Raw genomic sequence first — 14,624 nt, 5'->3', positions numbered from 1 at the left:
CATGCGTGCGATGTAGGATGCAGCCGTGGGTAAGGGAACGCCCCATAACTCCCCTCCCGCTTGCGGGAGGGGTTGGGGGAGGGCATGTCCGATGGCGACAGTTTCGTGACAGCCCCTCCCCCGACCCCTCCCGCAAGCGGGAGGGGAGAAGAAAGTAGCGATGACGGATTTTACCAGCTTCCTCGCCGCCGATCGCGGCCAGACCGCGCGCGCCATTCATGTTGTTCACCCCGACCAATATGCCGACTGGCTCGCGCGGCAACCGGCGCGGACGCGCGCGGCGGTGGCGGCGAACAAGGTGGTCGGCAAGCCCGGCAATCGCGCGATCCTGCCGGGGGATGCGGCGGACGATTGGGCGATGCTGCTGGTGTGCAACGAGGACGTGACCTCGCCGTGGCGGATCGCGTCGCTCGGCGATGGCTTGCCGGAGGGGACGTATCGGCTAGCGGAGGGCGAGCCGGGGGCGGCGATGCTCGGCTGGTGCCTCGCGCAGCATCGCTTCACGCGATATCGCAAGACCGAGCCGGTTGGTGCGCGCGTGCTGCTGACGGGGGAGCCGGCGCGGATCGAGGAGATCGTGCGGCTGGCGGAGGCGACTGCGCAGGTGCGCGACCTGGTCGATACCGGGGCGTCGGATCTGGGGCCGGCGGAGCTGGAGGCGATTGTCGAGGCGCTGGCGAGGAAGCATGGCGCCACCGTCGAGGTGACGCGCGGCGATGCGCTCGCCGCCGGGTATCCGATGATTCACACCGTGGGCCAGGCGGCGAGCAAGGATCGCGCGCCGCGGCTGATCGAGCTCGAATGGGGCGATCCCACGCATCCGCGGGTAGCGCTGGTCGGCAAGGGGGTGTGCTTCGATTCGGGCGGGCTCGACATCAAGCCGTCGGCGGGCATGCGCGCGATGAAGAAGGACATGGGCGGCGCGGCGCATACCATCGCGCTTGCCGGGCTGGTGATGGCGGCGAAGCTGAAGGTGCGGCTGCACCTGCTGGTGCCGGCGGTGGAGAATGTGATCGCGGGCAATGCGTTCCGGCCGGGCGACGTGCTCAAGACGCGGCTCGGTTTGACCGTGGAGAATACCAATACCGATGCCGAGGGTCGGCTGATCCTGGGCGATGCGCTGACGAAGGCGGCGGAAGGGTCGCCGACGCTGATGCTCGATTTTGCGACGCTGACCGGCGCGGCGCGCGTGGCGCTGGGGCCGGACTTGCCGGCGCTGTTCTCGGATGACGCGGCGCTGGCAGCGGAGTTGCTCGCGGCGGGGACGGCGGCGCACGATCCGTTGTGGCAGTTGCCGCTGTGGGACGGGTATGACGAGATGCTGAAGTCCGACATCGCGGATCTGGTGAATGCGCCCGATGGCGGGTTTGCCGGCGCGGTGACGGCGGGGCTGTTCCTGCGGCGGTTCGTGCCGAGAGGGGTGGCGTGGGCGCATGTCGATACGTTCGCGTGGCGGCCGGCGGCGAAGCCGGGGCGGCCGAAGGGCGGCGAGGCGCTTGGGCTGCGCGCGGCGTGGGGGGTGTTGAAGGCGCGGTTCGGGTAAGGGCGCGTTACTTCGGCTGTGAGTTCGAGGCTGAAAGATTGGAACAATCGCCAGTTTCATGCATCCTCTAGCTGACTCGTCGGCACATCGGCGGCGATGCACGGATAGGAGAATGTCATGCGGTTGGCTTGGCTGTTTCCACTTGCAGTGATCGCTGCCGCACCTGCCGTGGCGCAGGTCTCGATCGGGCCGGGCTATGGCTCGCCCGGTGCTCCCGCCAGCGCACTCGGCGTTCCGGCCAACAGCGCGCTTCAGCCGACACCCTATTTTCCCGGCAGCACCAAGCGCTATTTTCCGGTAGAGGCGGCGCGCAAGTTAATCCTTGAGGGCCGATACGCCGAGGCGGACCGGGTGCTCGACCACTTCTATGTGCGGCAGACCACAGCAGAGACCAACCTGCTGAAAGGCATCACGTCATTGAAGCTGGGTGATGCGGATGCTGCACGGTGGCGGTTCCTGAGGGCCGCGAAGATCACACGATACCGTGATCCCAGCGCGCTTACTGGGTTGGCAGCGGCGGAACTCAGCCTCGGCAACGAAGACGCGGCACGCGACATCCTGGGCAAGCTGCGCAGCCAGCAGGAGAAGTGCGGCACGGGTTGTGCGCGGAACGAGTCTCTCAGCCGGGCAGTAAGCGCGCTGGAGCGCGAGTTGGACTGACGCTTGCTGCAACTGAGCCGGCCCCGGCGCGATACTTACCTTGGTGGTGTTTTCGTCAAGGCAAGCAATCTAGCCTGGGCTAGCCTTCGATACAGGCCGTGGTGCGATCAGGCATCACCCCCCCACCCCGCGTGGCATCGATCAGCACGAACGCCACCCGCGCCATCTCGGTCGAGCGGTTTTCCCAGCCGTGGGCAGTGCCGCGCTGGATCAGGATGTCGCCGGCCTTCATCAGCATCTCGTCGCGATCCATGATGGCCCAGATCTCGCCGGCGAGGACGATCGCGTAATCGATCGTGTCGGTGGTGTGCATGCTGGCGCTGCGGGTGGAATCGGCGTGGTGGTCGGCGTCGGGATATAGCTCGGCAAAGACCTTGGCGGTGAGCGCGGCCTGTTCCTCGCGGGAGGCGGCCATCGGGGGGAAGTCGATTGCGCGCAGGACGGTGCCTGATGTGGGCGGGAGGACGCCCTTGTGCTGCGTGATCGTGTCGGGGGCTTCGATCGGACTGGGGGCGGCCTGCGTGCGCCAGAGGTTGGCGTTGCGATAGGGGCTGCCGGGGAGTTCCAGCGTTGCTAGGCTTGGGCCGGATTCGGCGATGTAGGATTGGCCGGATTCGTCGATCGCGGTGACGATGCGGCGTAGTGGCGGCAACGGTTGGGGCATGGGGCTCTCCTGATCCTGGCCTCGGGTGGGCTGGGTTTGGGAGAGGTTTGGCGGTTGCGTTAGGCTGAGTCGAGGGCGTGGCTATGCTCTACCCTCACCCTTCCCACTCGCTGACGCGAGCGGGCCCGTTCCCTCTCCCACAAGGGGAGAGGGGGTTTTGCTATCCTGCCGCTGCCTTTATGATCGGCACAAACTTCGCCGCGGTAAGGCTGGCGCCGCCGACCAGCGCGCCGTCGACTTCGGCGGCGTGGAGGAGGCCGGCGGCGTTCTCGGCGGTGACCGACCCGCCGTACAACAGGCGGATCGCGTCGGCGGCTTCCTGGCCCAGCGCTTCGACGAGCGCGCTGCAAATCGCGGCGTGCATTGTCTCGACGTCGGCGACGGTGGCGACCTTGCCGGTGCCGATCGCCCAGATCGGCTCGTAGGCGATCGCAAGCCAGTCGCCGGCGGCGCCTTCGGGGAGCGAGGCGAGGACTTGCGCGGTAACGACGGCTTCGGCCTGGCCAGCCTCGCGCTGGTCGAGCGTTTCGCCGACGCACAGGATCGCATCGAGGCGGTGGCGGTGGAGCGCTTCGGCCTTGGCCTTCACGTCCGCATCGGTTTCGTGCTGGCCCTGGCGGCGTTCCGAATGGCCGACGATCGCGAAGGCGGCGCCGGCTTCCGCGATCATCGGCGCGGAGAGGCAGCCGGTGTGCGCGCCGCTATCGGCGGCGTGGACGTCCTGCGCGCCGATCGGGAAGCCCGCGCGCGCGTTCGCGGCGTGGATCAGCGTCGCGGGAACGGCCACGGCGACATCGACGCGCGGATCGATCGCGGCGGCGATCGCTTCGAGTTCGGCAAGTGCCGCGAGGCTGCCGTTCATCTTCCAGTTGCCCGCCACGAACTTGCGCCGCATGTACCCGCTCTCCTTAGCTTCCGCGGCCGTTGCGGTAACGAAGGCGCCCTTCTAAAGCGAGCGCCGTTCAACAGATTGGCGCTTCATGCTCGGTTTCTTCCGTCGGATCATCAATTCGCGCCTCGGCGTCATCATCTCCGGGCTGGTGCTCGGCATCATCGCGCTGGCGTTCGCGCTGGGCGACGTGACCGGGCTACAGACGAGCGGGCTCACCGGCACCTCGGTGGCGAGCGTCGGCGGTGCCAAGGTGACCGAGCGCGAGCTGACCGAGCGCGTACAGAGCGAGCTGCAGGGCGCGCAGCAGCGCAATCCCAACGTCGACATGGCGCAGTTCGTCGCCGCCGGCGGCGTGGAAAGCGTGCTCGACCGGATGCTCAATGGGCTCGCGCTGGAGGCCTATGGCGAGCAGCAGGGCATGGTGGTGAGCCGCGCGTTGGTGGGCAGCGAGCTGCGCAACATTCCCGCGCTGAAGGGGCCGACCGGCAATTTCGACCAGGCGATCTACGAACAGGTGCTGGCGCGCAACAAGCTGACCGACGCGCAGGTGCAGGGCGATATCGCGCGCGAGACGATGGTGCAGTTCCTCGTGCGGCCGCAAGTCGGCGCGAGCCAAGTGCCCGAGACGCTGGCGCTGCCCTATGCCTCGCTGCTGCTGGAGCGGCGCGCGGGGCAAGCGGCGATGATCCCGACCGCCGGCGTGCCGGCAGGGCCGGCACCGACCGATGCCGAGCTGCAAACCTGGTACGGCCGCAACATCGCGCGCTATTCGGTGCCCGAGCGGCGGGTGGTGCGCTATGCGCTGGTGACGCCCGAGAGCGTCAAGGCACGCGCGACGCCGGGTGAGGCGGACATCGCCAAGGCTTATAACGGCGACAAGGCGCGCTGGGCGGCGCGCGAGACGCGATCGGTGTCGCTGGTGACGGTGCTCGACCAGAATGCGGCGAACGCGCTGGCCGGTAAGGTGCGTGGCGGGACGTCGGTGGCGGACGCGGCGCGCGCTGCGGGGCTTGAGGCGCGCACGCTCGCAGGGCAGGATAAGGCGGCGCTGGCGAGCGCGACGTCGCAGGCGGTGGCCGATGCGGTGTTTGCGGCGGGCGCGAATGGCGTCGTCGGGCCGGTGCGTGGGCCGATCGGGTTCATCGTCGGCAAGGTGGATGCGGTCGCGCAGGTGCCGGGCCAGACGCTCGCCGAGGCACGCGGCACGCTGGTGGAGGAGCTGACCAAGACGCGGACGGCGGAGGCGCTGAACGCGATCCGCGACGCGCTGGAAGGCGGGATCGGTGACAACAGCAATTTCGCCGAGCTGGTGGCCGACCAGAAGCTGACCGCGGCGACGACGCCGGCGCTGACTACCCAAGGGGCCGATCCGGAGAACCCGGCGTACCGGCCGGCGCCGGAGCTGGCGCCGCTGGTCCAGGCCGCGTTCCAGGCCGAGGAAGGCGACGATCCGCAAGTGGTGCAGACCGCGGCGGACGGCAGCTTCGCGCTGGTGGCGCTCGACCGGATCGTGCGTGCAGCGCCGCGGCCGCTGGCGGCAGTGCGCGCGCAAGTGACCGCCGACGTGATCGCCGATCGTGCCCGGCGCGCGGCGCGGGTCGCGGCGACCAAGGTGCTGGCGGCGATCAACAAGGGCACGCCGGTGGCGCAGGCGCTCGCCGGCTCGGGTGTCACGGGCGGCAAGGTCGAGCGGATCGTTGCGGCGCGATCACAGATTAAAGCCGATCCGCGCGGGCCGAATGCGGCGCTGGCGCTGCTGTTCAGCATGAAGGGCGGCACGGCCAAGATGCTCGAAGCGCCGGGCGGCCAGGGCTGGATGGTGATCAAGCTGGATCAGATCGCGGCGGGCGATGCGGCCAAGGCGCCGCCGGTGATCACCGCGACGCGGCGGGATCTCGGCCAGGTGGTCGGCGCGGAATATGCGCAGCAATTCACCGAGGCGGTGAAGGCGCAGCTGAAGGTGACGCGCAATGCCGATGCGATTGCCAAGGTGAAGGCCAGCCTGACGGGTGGCTCCAATCCGTAAGCCTCTGGATGCGCTCGCGGCTCGCGCGCCGGCGCTCGTCTGGCGGCGGCGGATTGCCGATACCGAGACGCCGGTCGCCGCGGCGCTGAAGCTGATCGAGCCGGGGCGCGGCGATTTCCTACTCGAATCGGTCGAGGGCGGCGCGGTGCGCGGGCGGCACAGCCTGATCGGGCTGGCGCCGGATCTGGTGTTCCGTGCCGAGGGGAATGCGGCGGCGATCAACCGGACGTGGCTGACCGATCGCGACGCGTTCGCGCCCTGCCCTGCCCCGACGCTCGATGCTTTGCGCGAGCTGGTCGCATCGTGCCGGATGGACGTGCCGCCCGAACTGCCGCGCGCGCTCGCCTGCCTCGTCGGCTATTTCGGCTACGAGACGATCGGGCTGGTCGAGACGCTGCCGGTACGCGAGGTGGATGCGCTCGGGCTGCCCGACATGATGTTCGTGCGGCCGACGGTGGTGCTGGTGTTCGACCGGCTCGCGGACGCGCTGTTCCTCGTGGCGCCGGTGTGGCCGGATGCGACGCGCGATCCGGCGGCGATCGTCGAGGCGGCGGAGGAGCGGCTGGATGCGGTAGAGGCGCGGCTCGCGCTTGCGACGCTGCCGCCGCGGGTGCGCGCCGAGCCGGTCGAGATCGCGCTGACGCCGACGCTGCCGGCGGGGCGCTATGCCGAGATGGTGCTGGCGGCGAAGGACTATATCGTCGCGGGCGACGTGTTCCAGGTGGTGCTGGCGCAGCGCTTCACCGCGCCGTTCGCGCTGCCGCCGTTCGAACTGTATCGCGCGCTGCGGCGGATCAATCCGTCACCGTTCCTCTATCACCTCGATCTGCCGGGGTTCTCGCTGACCGGATCGAGCCCCGAGATCCTCGTGCGCGTTCGCGATGGCGAGGTGACGATTAGGCCGATCGCGGGCACCCGGCCGCGCGGCAAGACCGCAAGCGAGGACGAGGCGAACCGCGCGAGCCTGCTCGCCGACCCGAAGGAGCGCGCCGAGCATCTGATGCTGCTCGATCTCGGGCGCAACGATGTCGGGCGGGTGGCGGCGGCGGGATCGGTGCACGTGACCGACAGTTATATGGTCGAATTCTACAGCCATGTGATGCACATCGTGTCGAACGTGACCGGGCGGCTGGATGACAAGCACGATGCGATCGACGCGCTGTTCGCGGGATTTCCGGCCGGCACCGTCAGCGGCGCGCCCAAGGTGCGGGCGTGCCAGATCATCGCGGAGCTGGAGGGCGAGAAGCGCGGGGCTTATGCCGGTGGCGTCGGCTATTTCTCGCCCGACGGATCGATGGATTCGTGCATCGTGCTGCGCACCGCGGTGGTGAAGGACGGGACGATCCACGTGCAGGCGGGCGCAGGGATCGTAGCCGACAGCGACCCGGTTTACGAACAGCGCGAGTGCGAAGCGAAGGCCGGCGCACTGCTGGCGGCGGCGCGCGAGGCGGTTACGCGGGCTGGCGAGGGTGGGTTCGGGCAGTAGGGGGACGTGCTGCTAGCGCCCACTTCCGGACTTTTGTTTTCACCGTTCTAGCGTGTGTATGCGGTCTCTCGCCCTTCCGCTACGGCATTTATGATGCGACCGCTTCCCGCTCTCGTTGCAATGACGCTTGCTATTAGCGGTTGCGGTCGTTCTGAATGGACACAGAAAAGTAGCGCGAAGTCTCCCGATGGAGATTATGTGGCGGTGGCCGAGTATAAGGGCGCACCAGCGTCCAACAGCGATCATGTACGGGTCCGGCTTATTCGCCAATTATCAGGGTCACCGCTGGCTGGCAGTACGATTGTGTCTGCTGCCAAGTCGGATCAGCCGCTTCTACATTGGGAGGGCGGCAATCAACTGATCGTCGAGGTCCGTGGTGCTTCTTCGTATGACGTTCAGACTCTTGATTACGGTGAGCCTAAATACGACGAAACCGGAAAACGGCGTACAGTTCGAGTCGGGGTTTTCGCTGTACAAAGCTTGCGAAACGGGCGGCAGCTATGTGCCGAAACCGTAAAGTGGAACGGCAGGTAACCACCAACTCGCGACGTTCAAACCGCTGGCGATCTAGCCACGTTCCCGAAACCGGACCGTCCGCTCTCGGGAGGAAAAGCGGCCGGGCGGCTCCCGCCCACTTTCTGACGGTTGGAGAGAGCTTCTGGCTTCTTGATTGCAGACGTTCGATCAGGACGGCATGATAGCGTCTTGACGCGCCTCATCTTCCTCGCAAGCTTTTTGTATCTACTGCCCATTCACGCTCACACGGAGGTGCAGACAGGAGGCAATTCGTGGCTGGTGATAAGTCTGCCCGGTGTTCCGAACCCACGTGAACAAGATCCGTATGCCGGGCGAATTTTTAGGGGAACGTGGCGCGGGGTTAATCAGAAGGGCCTACCGGCAGAAGTCGATCCCGTTCGAGCTTTGACCAAAGCAGCGTTGAATTGCGGACAGCGGCGCTTTCGATGGCGCGGCTTGAACTACGACCACAGCAACGAGATGCTGATCGCAAATAGCCGTGCGGGACAACGCGCGCTCACCTGCATGGCGCGCAAGGTATCTTTCGACTTCTATGCTCGCGTCGAACGTATCGAGGCCCGCTAATTACGCCATTGCTCCGAAAGCAGACGGTCCGCCAACCACCGAGTATTGACCTCAACCGCTAACGCCGCCCCAGAAAAGCAGTCGTTCGTTCACGCGACCCAGCGGAACGCCCGTTCTATCTCCGCGACCGCGTTGGTCTGAACGCACCGACCGTGCGACAGGATAATCCGTTCTGGGTTCCATTCGATCATCCGTTCCACACCCGCGCGCAACGCTTCGCGATGGCTGCGGGCGGCGAGCCTGATCTCGATCGATGGGCGGGCGTTCGGACCGGTTGCGCCGCCGGCTTTCAGCAGCAGTTTGATCGGAAGGCTCCGGATGCGTGACTCTTCGAAGGTCTGCATCAGGTCGGTTACGATGAGCGTGCGCGATGCTCGATGGAAGAAGACCGTCTCTTTGAAACTGCCCAGATCAATCGAGACCTGTTCGATCTCGGTCGCCCGTTTCGGTGACGTGTCGGTTACAAGTGCGATGCACCTCGCGAGATCGATCTTCTGCACGACATCAGGCGAGGCGAAGACGGCTGATTCGCGGTGCGCTTCCGCCCAGGGTTTGACGTTCAGATAGTGATAGCTGTTCGGCGCGATCAAAGCCGAAACGCGTCCGAGCTTTGCCAATGCTTGATCGAGCGCCGCCGTGTAGGCCACTGGCGAATGTAGCCACAGCCCGCCATCGGCGAGCTTCGCGACGGTCATCCGGGTTGGGCAAGGAATGGCCATGCCGGCCAACCGATACGCGACTTCAGGCCCTTCGACCGTCCAGATATTCTCTGCCCATTCGACCGGCACGAGCTGGGGTTCGTAAGGCGTGTAGCCGAGGCGCGTCATGATCGAGCATCCATGATTATGAGGGCGTGCCAGGATCGCCCAGCGCATCCACCACCCCGCCGATAAGGTTGACGGTCAGCAACGATGGGCGCGGGCGGCGGGCGTCTGCGATGCGGGTGAGCCAAGCGGCGTCGTGCGCCGCCGCCGCGCGCGTCAGGGCGATGGCTTTTGACGCATCGATCGCCACGAACCGCAGCGGCGAGCCAGGCGACAGTTGCGCCACCCGGTCGATGTCGGGTTCCACCACGACGGCGATGCGGGGGTAGCCGCCGGTGGTCTGGTGATCGGCGGTGAGGAGGCTGATGCGGCCGTCGCCGTCCACTTGCAGCGCACCGCGGATGGCGGGTTCGCTTGGCATGTCGATGCGGTTGGGGGGTAGCGGGGGGCCGTCGAGGACGAGCCCCATGCGGTCGAAGCGGGCGCTGGTGGTGAAGGGCTGGTCGGTGAGCCGGGCCAGCACGTCGGTATCGAAGAAGCGGTGTTGCGGGCCGAGGATGATGCGCGCTTCGGTGATTGGATCGCGCTCGGGCGGGGGGATGGCGGTGGCGGCGAGGTCGTCGCGCGCGGTGGCGATCGTCAGTGTGTCGCCGGCCGCCAGCCGGCCGCCGCCTAGGCCGGCGATCAGGTGGGTCGAGCGGCTGTCGAGCCAGGCGGGCGCCTCGATCGTGCCCGCCAGTGCGCAATAGCCCCAGTTGGCGCTGGTCGGCTCGATGCGGCATTGCGAACCGGGCATCAGCGTCGTCACGCACCAGCCGCCGATCGCGATGCCGTCGATCCTGGCGGTCGCGGCGCCGGCGAGCGCGATGGCGACGGGCGTGTCCTCGGCGATGATCGTGAGGCCGCCGAGTGATAACTCGATCGCTGCTGCGTCGGCCGCCAGACCTAGCGCGGCCAGCGCGGCTGCGAAGGCGCGGCGGTCGATCGGGCCTGATGGGGGAGCGCCGAAGCGGCGCCAGCCGGCGCGGCCGCGATCCTGCACGCTGGTGAGCGGACCCGCCGCGACGATGCGGACGCGCGCATTGGTCATGCCGCAGCGATGCGGGTGAAGCGGACGCGGTCGCCCGGCTCGAAGCGGAACGGCTTCTCGGCGGCGGCGTCGAGCACGCGCAGGGGCGTGCGGCCGATCACCCACCAGCCGGTCGGCATCGGCAGCGTCGTGATCAGGCATTGCGGGCCGGCGATCATCACGCTGCCGAGGGGATGGCCGCGTACGGCGGCGGGCTTGCGTGGCAGGTGGAGCGCCTCGGGCACGCCGCCGAGGTAGGCGTAGCCGGGCGCGAAGCCGTACATGAACACGCGATAGTCGCCCGCGAGATGCGCGGCGATCACCGCTTCCGGCGGCATCGCGAGCCGTTCGGCGACTGCGGCGAGATCGGGCGCGTCTGCGCAGTCGTAGCAGACCGGCACCTCGTGCGTCGCGACATTGGCGAAGTCAGCGGCGGGCGCTGCGGCATGCGGCGCGGCGAGCGCCTCGATCGCGGCGTGATCGGTGGCGAGGGGATCGAAGACAAGCAGCAGGCTGGTATAGGCGGGCACCGTTTCGATCAGGCCAGGCGGCGCGGCGTGCGCCAGCGCACGATCGAGCGCGACGACGCGAGCGAACACCGCCTCGTCGATCGCGCCGCCGAAGTCCGCCAGCAGCGCACCGGCGCCGGCCGGCCGAAAGATCGGCGGCGTCACCGCGCGCCCGCTTGCGTTACCATCGGCTTGCCTCCACACCTCGCGCACAACCTTCGGGAGAGAGATACATGCGCACCATCGCCATTGCGACCGTTCTGCTCGCCAGTGCCTCCGCGCTCGTCGCGCAGACCGCAACAGCGCCCACTACCGCGGTGAAGGCAGCGATCGCCGACACGCAGCGCAGCGAGGCGAACCGCGCGCGCGACCGCTATCGCCACCCGGCCGAAACGCTCGCCTTCTTCGGCGTGAAGCCGACCGACACGGTCGTCGAGTTCATCCCCGGCGGCGGCTGGTATACCGAGATCCTCGCGCCGATGGTGAAGGGCAAGGGCCGCTATGTCGCGTTCGTGCCGACCCGGAATGCCGAGGGCGTGCAGAAGATGCTGACGACGAAGGAAGCATGGTTCGGCCCGGCGACGGTGGCGACAATCGATCCGGCGACCGGCGTCAGCACGCTTCCGGCGGGCAGCGCGGATGTCGTGCTGACGTTCCGCAACGTCCACAATCTGCTGATGGGCGAGGACCAGCAAGTCGCTGGCCGCACGTTCGCTGCATTCTTCGCGGCGCTGAAGCCGGGCGGCACGCTGGGCGTGGTCGATCACCGCCTGCCCGAGACGATGGACACCGCGCTGGAGAAGAAGAGCGGCTATATCAAGCGCTCGACCGTGGTGCGGCTGGCGCAGGCGGCGGGCTTCAAGCTGGCAGGCGAGAGCCGCGTCAATGCGAACCCGAAGGACACGCACGATCACCCCGAGGGCGTATGGACGCTGCCGCCGAACTATCGGCTGAAGGATGTCGACAAGGCAAAGTATGCGGCAATCGGCGAGAGCGATCGGTTTACGCTGAAGTTCGTCAAGCCGAAGTGAGGATTGCGCCGTTGCCCCGGACTTGATCCGGGGTGACGGTGACCTGACCGCCCGATGAAGAAGCGGGACCCCGGCTCAAGGCCGGAGTGACAGAGCGGTGAATGACTGACGCATTACTGCGCCAACTTGTTCACCTTGTCCTGCAGGTTCGCGAGTTCGGCCTTCAGCGCGGCGATCTCGTCATCCTTGCTACCGTGGTGGACGGCCGGAACGGTGCCGGTGGTTGCCGCAGGCTTGGGCTTGAAGGCGCTGGTGGCGACTTCGAACATCGCCATGTTGCGCTTGGCCATTTCGGCGAAGGGCGAGCCGGCGAAGGCGCCTTCGACCGCAGACTTGAATTGCGCCTGGTTGCGGCGGAAGCTTTCCATCGAGGCTTCGAGATAGCCGGGCACCATTGCCTGCATCGAATCGCCGTACATCGCAATGAGCTGACGCAGGAAGTTCACCGGCAGCATCGGCGTGTTGCCGCGGCCTTCCTCTTCCATGATGATCTGGGTGAGCACGCTATGCGTGATATCGTCGTCGGACTTGGCGTCGACGACCTTGAACTCGCGCCCGTCGCGCGTCATCGCGGCCAAATGCTCGAGCGTGATGTAGGATGAGCTTTCGGTGTTGTAGAGCCGACGATTGGCGTATTTCTTGATGACGACCACGCCGTTCACGTCGTGCTGTTTCTTCATCGCAAGGCCCCACCCAATATGGTTCAAGGCGCTACAGCATCTTATGCGGCACCGCAACACGGACCCCGGCCGCTGCCCCTGTTCCTCGATTTGCTGCGCAGCGAAACCGCAGCAAATGATGATCGACAGGCGGCGGCGCTGGCTGGACTGACGCGGTATCAGGAGGCGCCACGACGGTTGCGGCGGATGGCGCCGGCGCGGCGGCGGCAGGGTCGAGCACGGTTGCGTGATTACGGCGGCACGGGGCGGCCAGTGTTGTTCGTGCCGTCGCTGATCAACCCGCCCTTCATCCTCGACCTGATGGAAGGGCGATCGCTCGTCCGGTGGATCGCCGAGCAGGGCTTTCACGCGTGGCTGCTCGATTGGGGGGAACCTAGGCCGGCGGATCACGGCCTCGACGTTGCGGGGCATGTCGAGCGCTTGCTGCTGCCGTTGCTGCGGCGGTTCGAGACGCCGCCGATCGTGGTCGGCTATTGTCTCGGCGGGACGATGAGCGTCGCGGCGGCGGCGAGCGGGCTGCTTGCTGGGGTGGCGACGATCGCTTCGCCGTGGCGGTTCGACGGTTATGGCGCGGCGGGGCGCAAGGACATGGCGGCGCTGTGGGGGGCGGCTAAGCCCGCTTGCGCGCAGCTGGGGCTGGTGCCGATGGAGGTGCTGCAATCGGGGTTCTGGAAGCTCGATCCCGCCCGCACCATCGCCAAGTACGAGGCGTTTGCGGCGATGCCGGAGCCCGAGACCGGGATGTTCGTGGCGATGGAGGATTGGGCGAATGCCGGCGCGCCGCTGACCTATGCGGCGGGCGCGGAGTTGTTCGAGCAGATGCTGGCGGACGATGCGCCGGGGCGCGGCGCGTGGCGGGTGGCGGGGGCGGTCGTCGATCCGCTGGCGCTGCCCTGCCCGGCGATCGAGTTCGTCTCGCTGAGCGATCGGATTGTGCCGGCCGCGACTGCGATCGGGCTGCCTGAGCGGTGCGATCTGGGCGCGGGGCATGTCGGGATGGTGGTGGGCAGCCGCGCGCGGGCGCAATTGTGGGAGCCGTTGCGGGATTGGTTGGGGAGCGTGCCCATCCCCGTCACCCCGGACTTGATCCGGGGTCACGCTGCCTTGGCTGCGAGGGAGAAGAAGCGGGATCCCGGCTCAAGGCCGGGATGACGAGTGTGGTAGTTACATCCAGACCTGGTCGAAGCGGTGGCCAAGGCCGGTGAGGAGTTCGTATTGCGAGACGCCTGACGCGGCGGAGGCGCGGGCGAGATCCGGGTCGAACGCGAGCCAGTCGCCCTCGCCTACCTCGACGCCGGTAATGTCGATCGCGGTCAGGTCCATCGAGACGCGGCCGATTACCGGCAGTGCTCGATCACCCGCGAAGGCGGTGCCGCGGTCGGAGAAGGCGCGGCGGTAGCCGTCGGCGTAGCCGAGGTTGACGACCGCGACCTGACTGTCGCGCGTCGCGATCCAGGTGGCGTTGTAGCCGACGCGGGCGCCGGCGGGGACGTGGCGGCGTTGCAGCACCTCGGCTTCGATCGTCACGACCGGGCGGATCATCGCGGCGAGTTTGGCCCTCGGGACCCCGCCGTAGAGCGCGAGGCCGGGGCGAGTCAGGTCGAAGGAATAGTCCGGGCCGAGCGCGATGCCGGCGGAGTTGGCGAGGCTGAGGCGACGGGCGCTCGTGCGGCCGGCGAGCGACTGTAGAGCGGCACGCTGGCCGGCGTTCATCGCGGCGTCTTCGTCGGCACAGGCGAGGTGGCTCATCAACGTGTCGATCGTCAGGCCATCGAGCAGGCCGGCGGCGACATCCTCGAGCGAGATGCCGAGGCGGTTCATGCCGGTGTCGACCATCACGTCGCAGGCGCCCTGCCCGGCTTCGCGCCAGCGCTGGACCTGCGCGGTCGAGTTGAGCACCGGGCGGGCGTGGTGGCCGGTGAGCGGCAGATCGGCGGCGCGGACGCCGTGCAGGACGGCGAGCGGCACGCCGAGATCGGCGAGTGACGCGGCTTCGGCCCAGGTGGCGACGAAGAAGTTGCGGCATCCCGCTGCGGCCAGCCGCTGGACCACCTCGCGCGCGCCGAGCCCGTAGCCGTCGGCCTTTACTGCCGCGCCGCACGCCGCGGTGCCGCTCATCCGCGCCAATGCGCGCCAGTTTTCAACGAGGGCGGCGCCGTCGAGGCGCAGGCGGGCGGGTGCGGTCATCGGCGCGGGCCT

14 protein-coding genes are annotated in these 14,624 nt (G+C 67.8%); 7 read left to right on the top strand and 7 right to left on the bottom strand.

All coding sequences use genetic code 11. The features are described from left to right. Positions 1 to 160 precede the first annotated feature (160 nt). Together LLW23_RS15840 and LLW23_RS15835 are read left to right on the top strand one after the other, a co-directional pair. On the top strand, positions 161 to 1,543 hold the full coding sequence (locus LLW23_RS15840) for a leucyl aminopeptidase family protein (protein WP_228946458.1): 1,383 nt from the start codon (positions 161 to 163) through the stop codon (positions 1,541 to 1,543). Between the two features lie 117 nt (positions 1,544 to 1,660). Next, a complete protein-coding gene (locus LLW23_RS15835; RefSeq protein ID WP_228946457.1) occupies positions 1,661 to 2,203 on the top strand; it encodes a tetratricopeptide repeat protein in 543 nt (180 codons plus the stop codon). A gap of 79 nt (positions 2,204 to 2,282) precedes the next feature. Here the strand turns inward: LLW23_RS15835 and LLW23_RS15830 are convergent, their stop codons facing one another. Together LLW23_RS15830 and tpiA are read right to left on the bottom strand one after the other, a co-directional pair. Then, complete coding sequence (locus tag LLW23_RS15830) at positions 2,283 to 2,867, bottom strand: cupin domain-containing protein (RefSeq protein WP_228946456.1); 585 nt, start codon at positions 2,865 to 2,867, stop codon at positions 2,283 to 2,285. A gap of 160 nt (positions 2,868 to 3,027) precedes the next feature. Further along, on the bottom strand, positions 3,028 to 3,762 hold the full coding sequence (gene tpiA, locus LLW23_RS15825; RefSeq protein ID WP_228946455.1) for a triose-phosphate isomerase: 735 nt from the start codon (positions 3,760 to 3,762) through the stop codon (positions 3,028 to 3,030). Between the two features lie 85 nt (positions 3,763 to 3,847). Here tpiA and LLW23_RS15820 point away from each other — a divergent pair, with 85 nt between their 5' ends. The 3 genes from LLW23_RS15820 (at position 3,848) to LLW23_RS15810 (ending at position 8,372) form a co-directional block, all read left to right on the top strand. Continuing rightward, positions 3,848 to 5,785 carry a peptidylprolyl isomerase gene (locus LLW23_RS15820; RefSeq protein WP_228946454.1) on the top strand — a complete coding sequence of 646 codons (1,938 nt, stop codon included), beginning with the start codon at positions 3,848 to 3,850 and terminating at the stop codon, positions 5,783 to 5,785. Then, positions 5,769 to 7,271 carry an anthranilate synthase component I gene (trpE, locus tag LLW23_RS15815; protein WP_228946453.1) on the top strand — a complete coding sequence of 501 codons (1,503 nt, stop codon included), beginning with the start codon at positions 5,769 to 5,771 and terminating at the stop codon, positions 7,269 to 7,271. Before LLW23_RS15820 ends, trpE begins: the two co-directional genes overlap by 17 nt. A gap of 705 nt (positions 7,272 to 7,976) precedes the next feature. Then, positions 7,977 to 8,372 carry a hypothetical protein gene (locus LLW23_RS15810; RefSeq protein WP_228946452.1) on the top strand — a complete coding sequence of 132 codons (396 nt, stop codon included), beginning with the start codon at positions 7,977 to 7,979 and terminating at the stop codon, positions 8,370 to 8,372. Positions 8,373 to 8,461: 89 nt separating this feature from the next. Here the strand turns inward: LLW23_RS15810 and LLW23_RS15805 are convergent, their stop codons facing one another. The 3 genes from LLW23_RS15805 to LLW23_RS15795 are packed head-to-tail and all read right to left on the bottom strand — an operon-like array spanning position 8,462 to position 10,879. Beyond that, positions 8,462 to 9,199, bottom strand: a complete 738-nt coding sequence (locus LLW23_RS15805) for a DUF4336 domain-containing protein (protein ID WP_228946451.1) — start codon at positions 9,197 to 9,199, stop codon at positions 8,462 to 8,464. 16 nt (positions 9,200 to 9,215) lie between these two features. After that, on the bottom strand, positions 9,216 to 10,226 hold the full coding sequence (locus LLW23_RS15800) for a 5-oxoprolinase subunit C family protein (protein ID WP_228946450.1): 1,011 nt from the start codon (positions 10,224 to 10,226) through the stop codon (positions 9,216 to 9,218). Further along, positions 10,223 to 10,879, bottom strand: a complete 657-nt coding sequence (locus tag LLW23_RS15795; protein ID WP_228946449.1) for a 5-oxoprolinase subunit B family protein — start codon at positions 10,877 to 10,879, stop codon at positions 10,223 to 10,225. Before LLW23_RS15795 ends, LLW23_RS15800 begins: the two co-directional genes overlap by 4 nt. Before the next feature lie 68 nt (positions 10,880 to 10,947). Here LLW23_RS15795 and LLW23_RS15790 point away from each other — a divergent pair, with 68 nt between their 5' ends. Further along, complete coding sequence (locus LLW23_RS15790) at positions 10,948 to 11,745, top strand: class I SAM-dependent methyltransferase (RefSeq protein ID WP_228946448.1); 798 nt, start codon at positions 10,948 to 10,950, stop codon at positions 11,743 to 11,745. Positions 11,746 to 11,858: 113 nt separating this feature from the next. On the opposite strand, the gene phaR is transcribed toward LLW23_RS15790, so the two are convergent. Next, positions 11,859 to 12,425, bottom strand: coding sequence for a polyhydroxyalkanoate synthesis repressor PhaR (phaR, locus tag LLW23_RS15785; protein ID WP_228946447.1), 567 nt, complete (start codon positions 12,423 to 12,425; stop codon positions 11,859 to 11,861). Between the two features lie 90 nt (positions 12,426 to 12,515). On the opposite strand from phaR, the gene LLW23_RS15780 reads away from it, so the two are divergent. Continuing rightward, complete coding sequence (locus LLW23_RS15780) at positions 12,516 to 13,577, top strand: alpha/beta hydrolase (RefSeq protein WP_228946446.1); 1,062 nt, start codon at positions 12,516 to 12,518, stop codon at positions 13,575 to 13,577. Positions 13,578 to 13,589: 12 nt separating this feature from the next. On the opposite strand, the gene alr is transcribed toward LLW23_RS15780, so the two are convergent. Then, a complete protein-coding gene (gene alr / locus LLW23_RS15775; protein WP_228946445.1) occupies positions 13,590 to 14,612 on the bottom strand; it encodes an alanine racemase in 1,023 nt (340 codons plus the stop codon). Positions 14,613 to 14,624 lie beyond the last annotated feature (12 nt).

Origin of the sequence: Sphingomonas radiodurans (assembly GCF_020866845.1) — a bacterium.
GTDB lineage: Bacteria > Pseudomonadota > Alphaproteobacteria > Sphingomonadales > Sphingomonadaceae > Sphingomonas > Sphingomonas radiodurans.
The sequence above is the reverse complement of the archived record's forward strand: the minus strand, read 5'-3'. Positions and strand labels throughout refer to the sequence as shown.

Coding starts and splice junctions, on each gene's coding strand:
- LLW23_RS15790 (WP_228946448.1), top strand. CDS start 10,948: ATGCGCACCATCGCCATTGCGACCGTTCTGCTCGCCAGTGCCTCCGCG.
- phaR (WP_228946447.1), bottom strand. CDS start 12,425: ATGAAGAAACAGCACGACGTGAACGGCGTGGTCGTCATCAAGAAATAC.
- tpiA (WP_228946455.1), bottom strand. CDS start 3,762: ATGCGGCGCAAGTTCGTGGCGGGCAACTGGAAGATGAACGGCAGCCTC.
- LLW23_RS15820 (WP_228946454.1), top strand. CDS start 3,848: ATGCTCGGTTTCTTCCGTCGGATCATCAATTCGCGCCTCGGCGTCATC.
- alr (WP_228946445.1), bottom strand. CDS start 14,612: ATGACCGCACCCGCCCGCCTGCGCCTCGACGGCGCCGCCCTCGTTGAA.
- LLW23_RS15840 (WP_228946458.1), top strand. CDS start 161: ATGACGGATTTTACCAGCTTCCTCGCCGCCGATCGCGGCCAGACCGCG.
- LLW23_RS15800 (WP_228946450.1), bottom strand. CDS start 10,226: ATGACCAATGCGCGCGTCCGCATCGTCGCGGCGGGTCCGCTCACCAGC.
- LLW23_RS15830 (WP_228946456.1), bottom strand. CDS start 2,867: ATGCCCCAACCGTTGCCGCCACTACGCCGCATCGTCACCGCGATCGAC.
- LLW23_RS15805 (WP_228946451.1), bottom strand. CDS start 9,199: ATGACGCGCCTCGGCTACACGCCTTACGAACCCCAGCTCGTGCCGGTC.
- LLW23_RS15835 (WP_228946457.1), top strand. CDS start 1,661: ATGCGGTTGGCTTGGCTGTTTCCACTTGCAGTGATCGCTGCCGCACCT.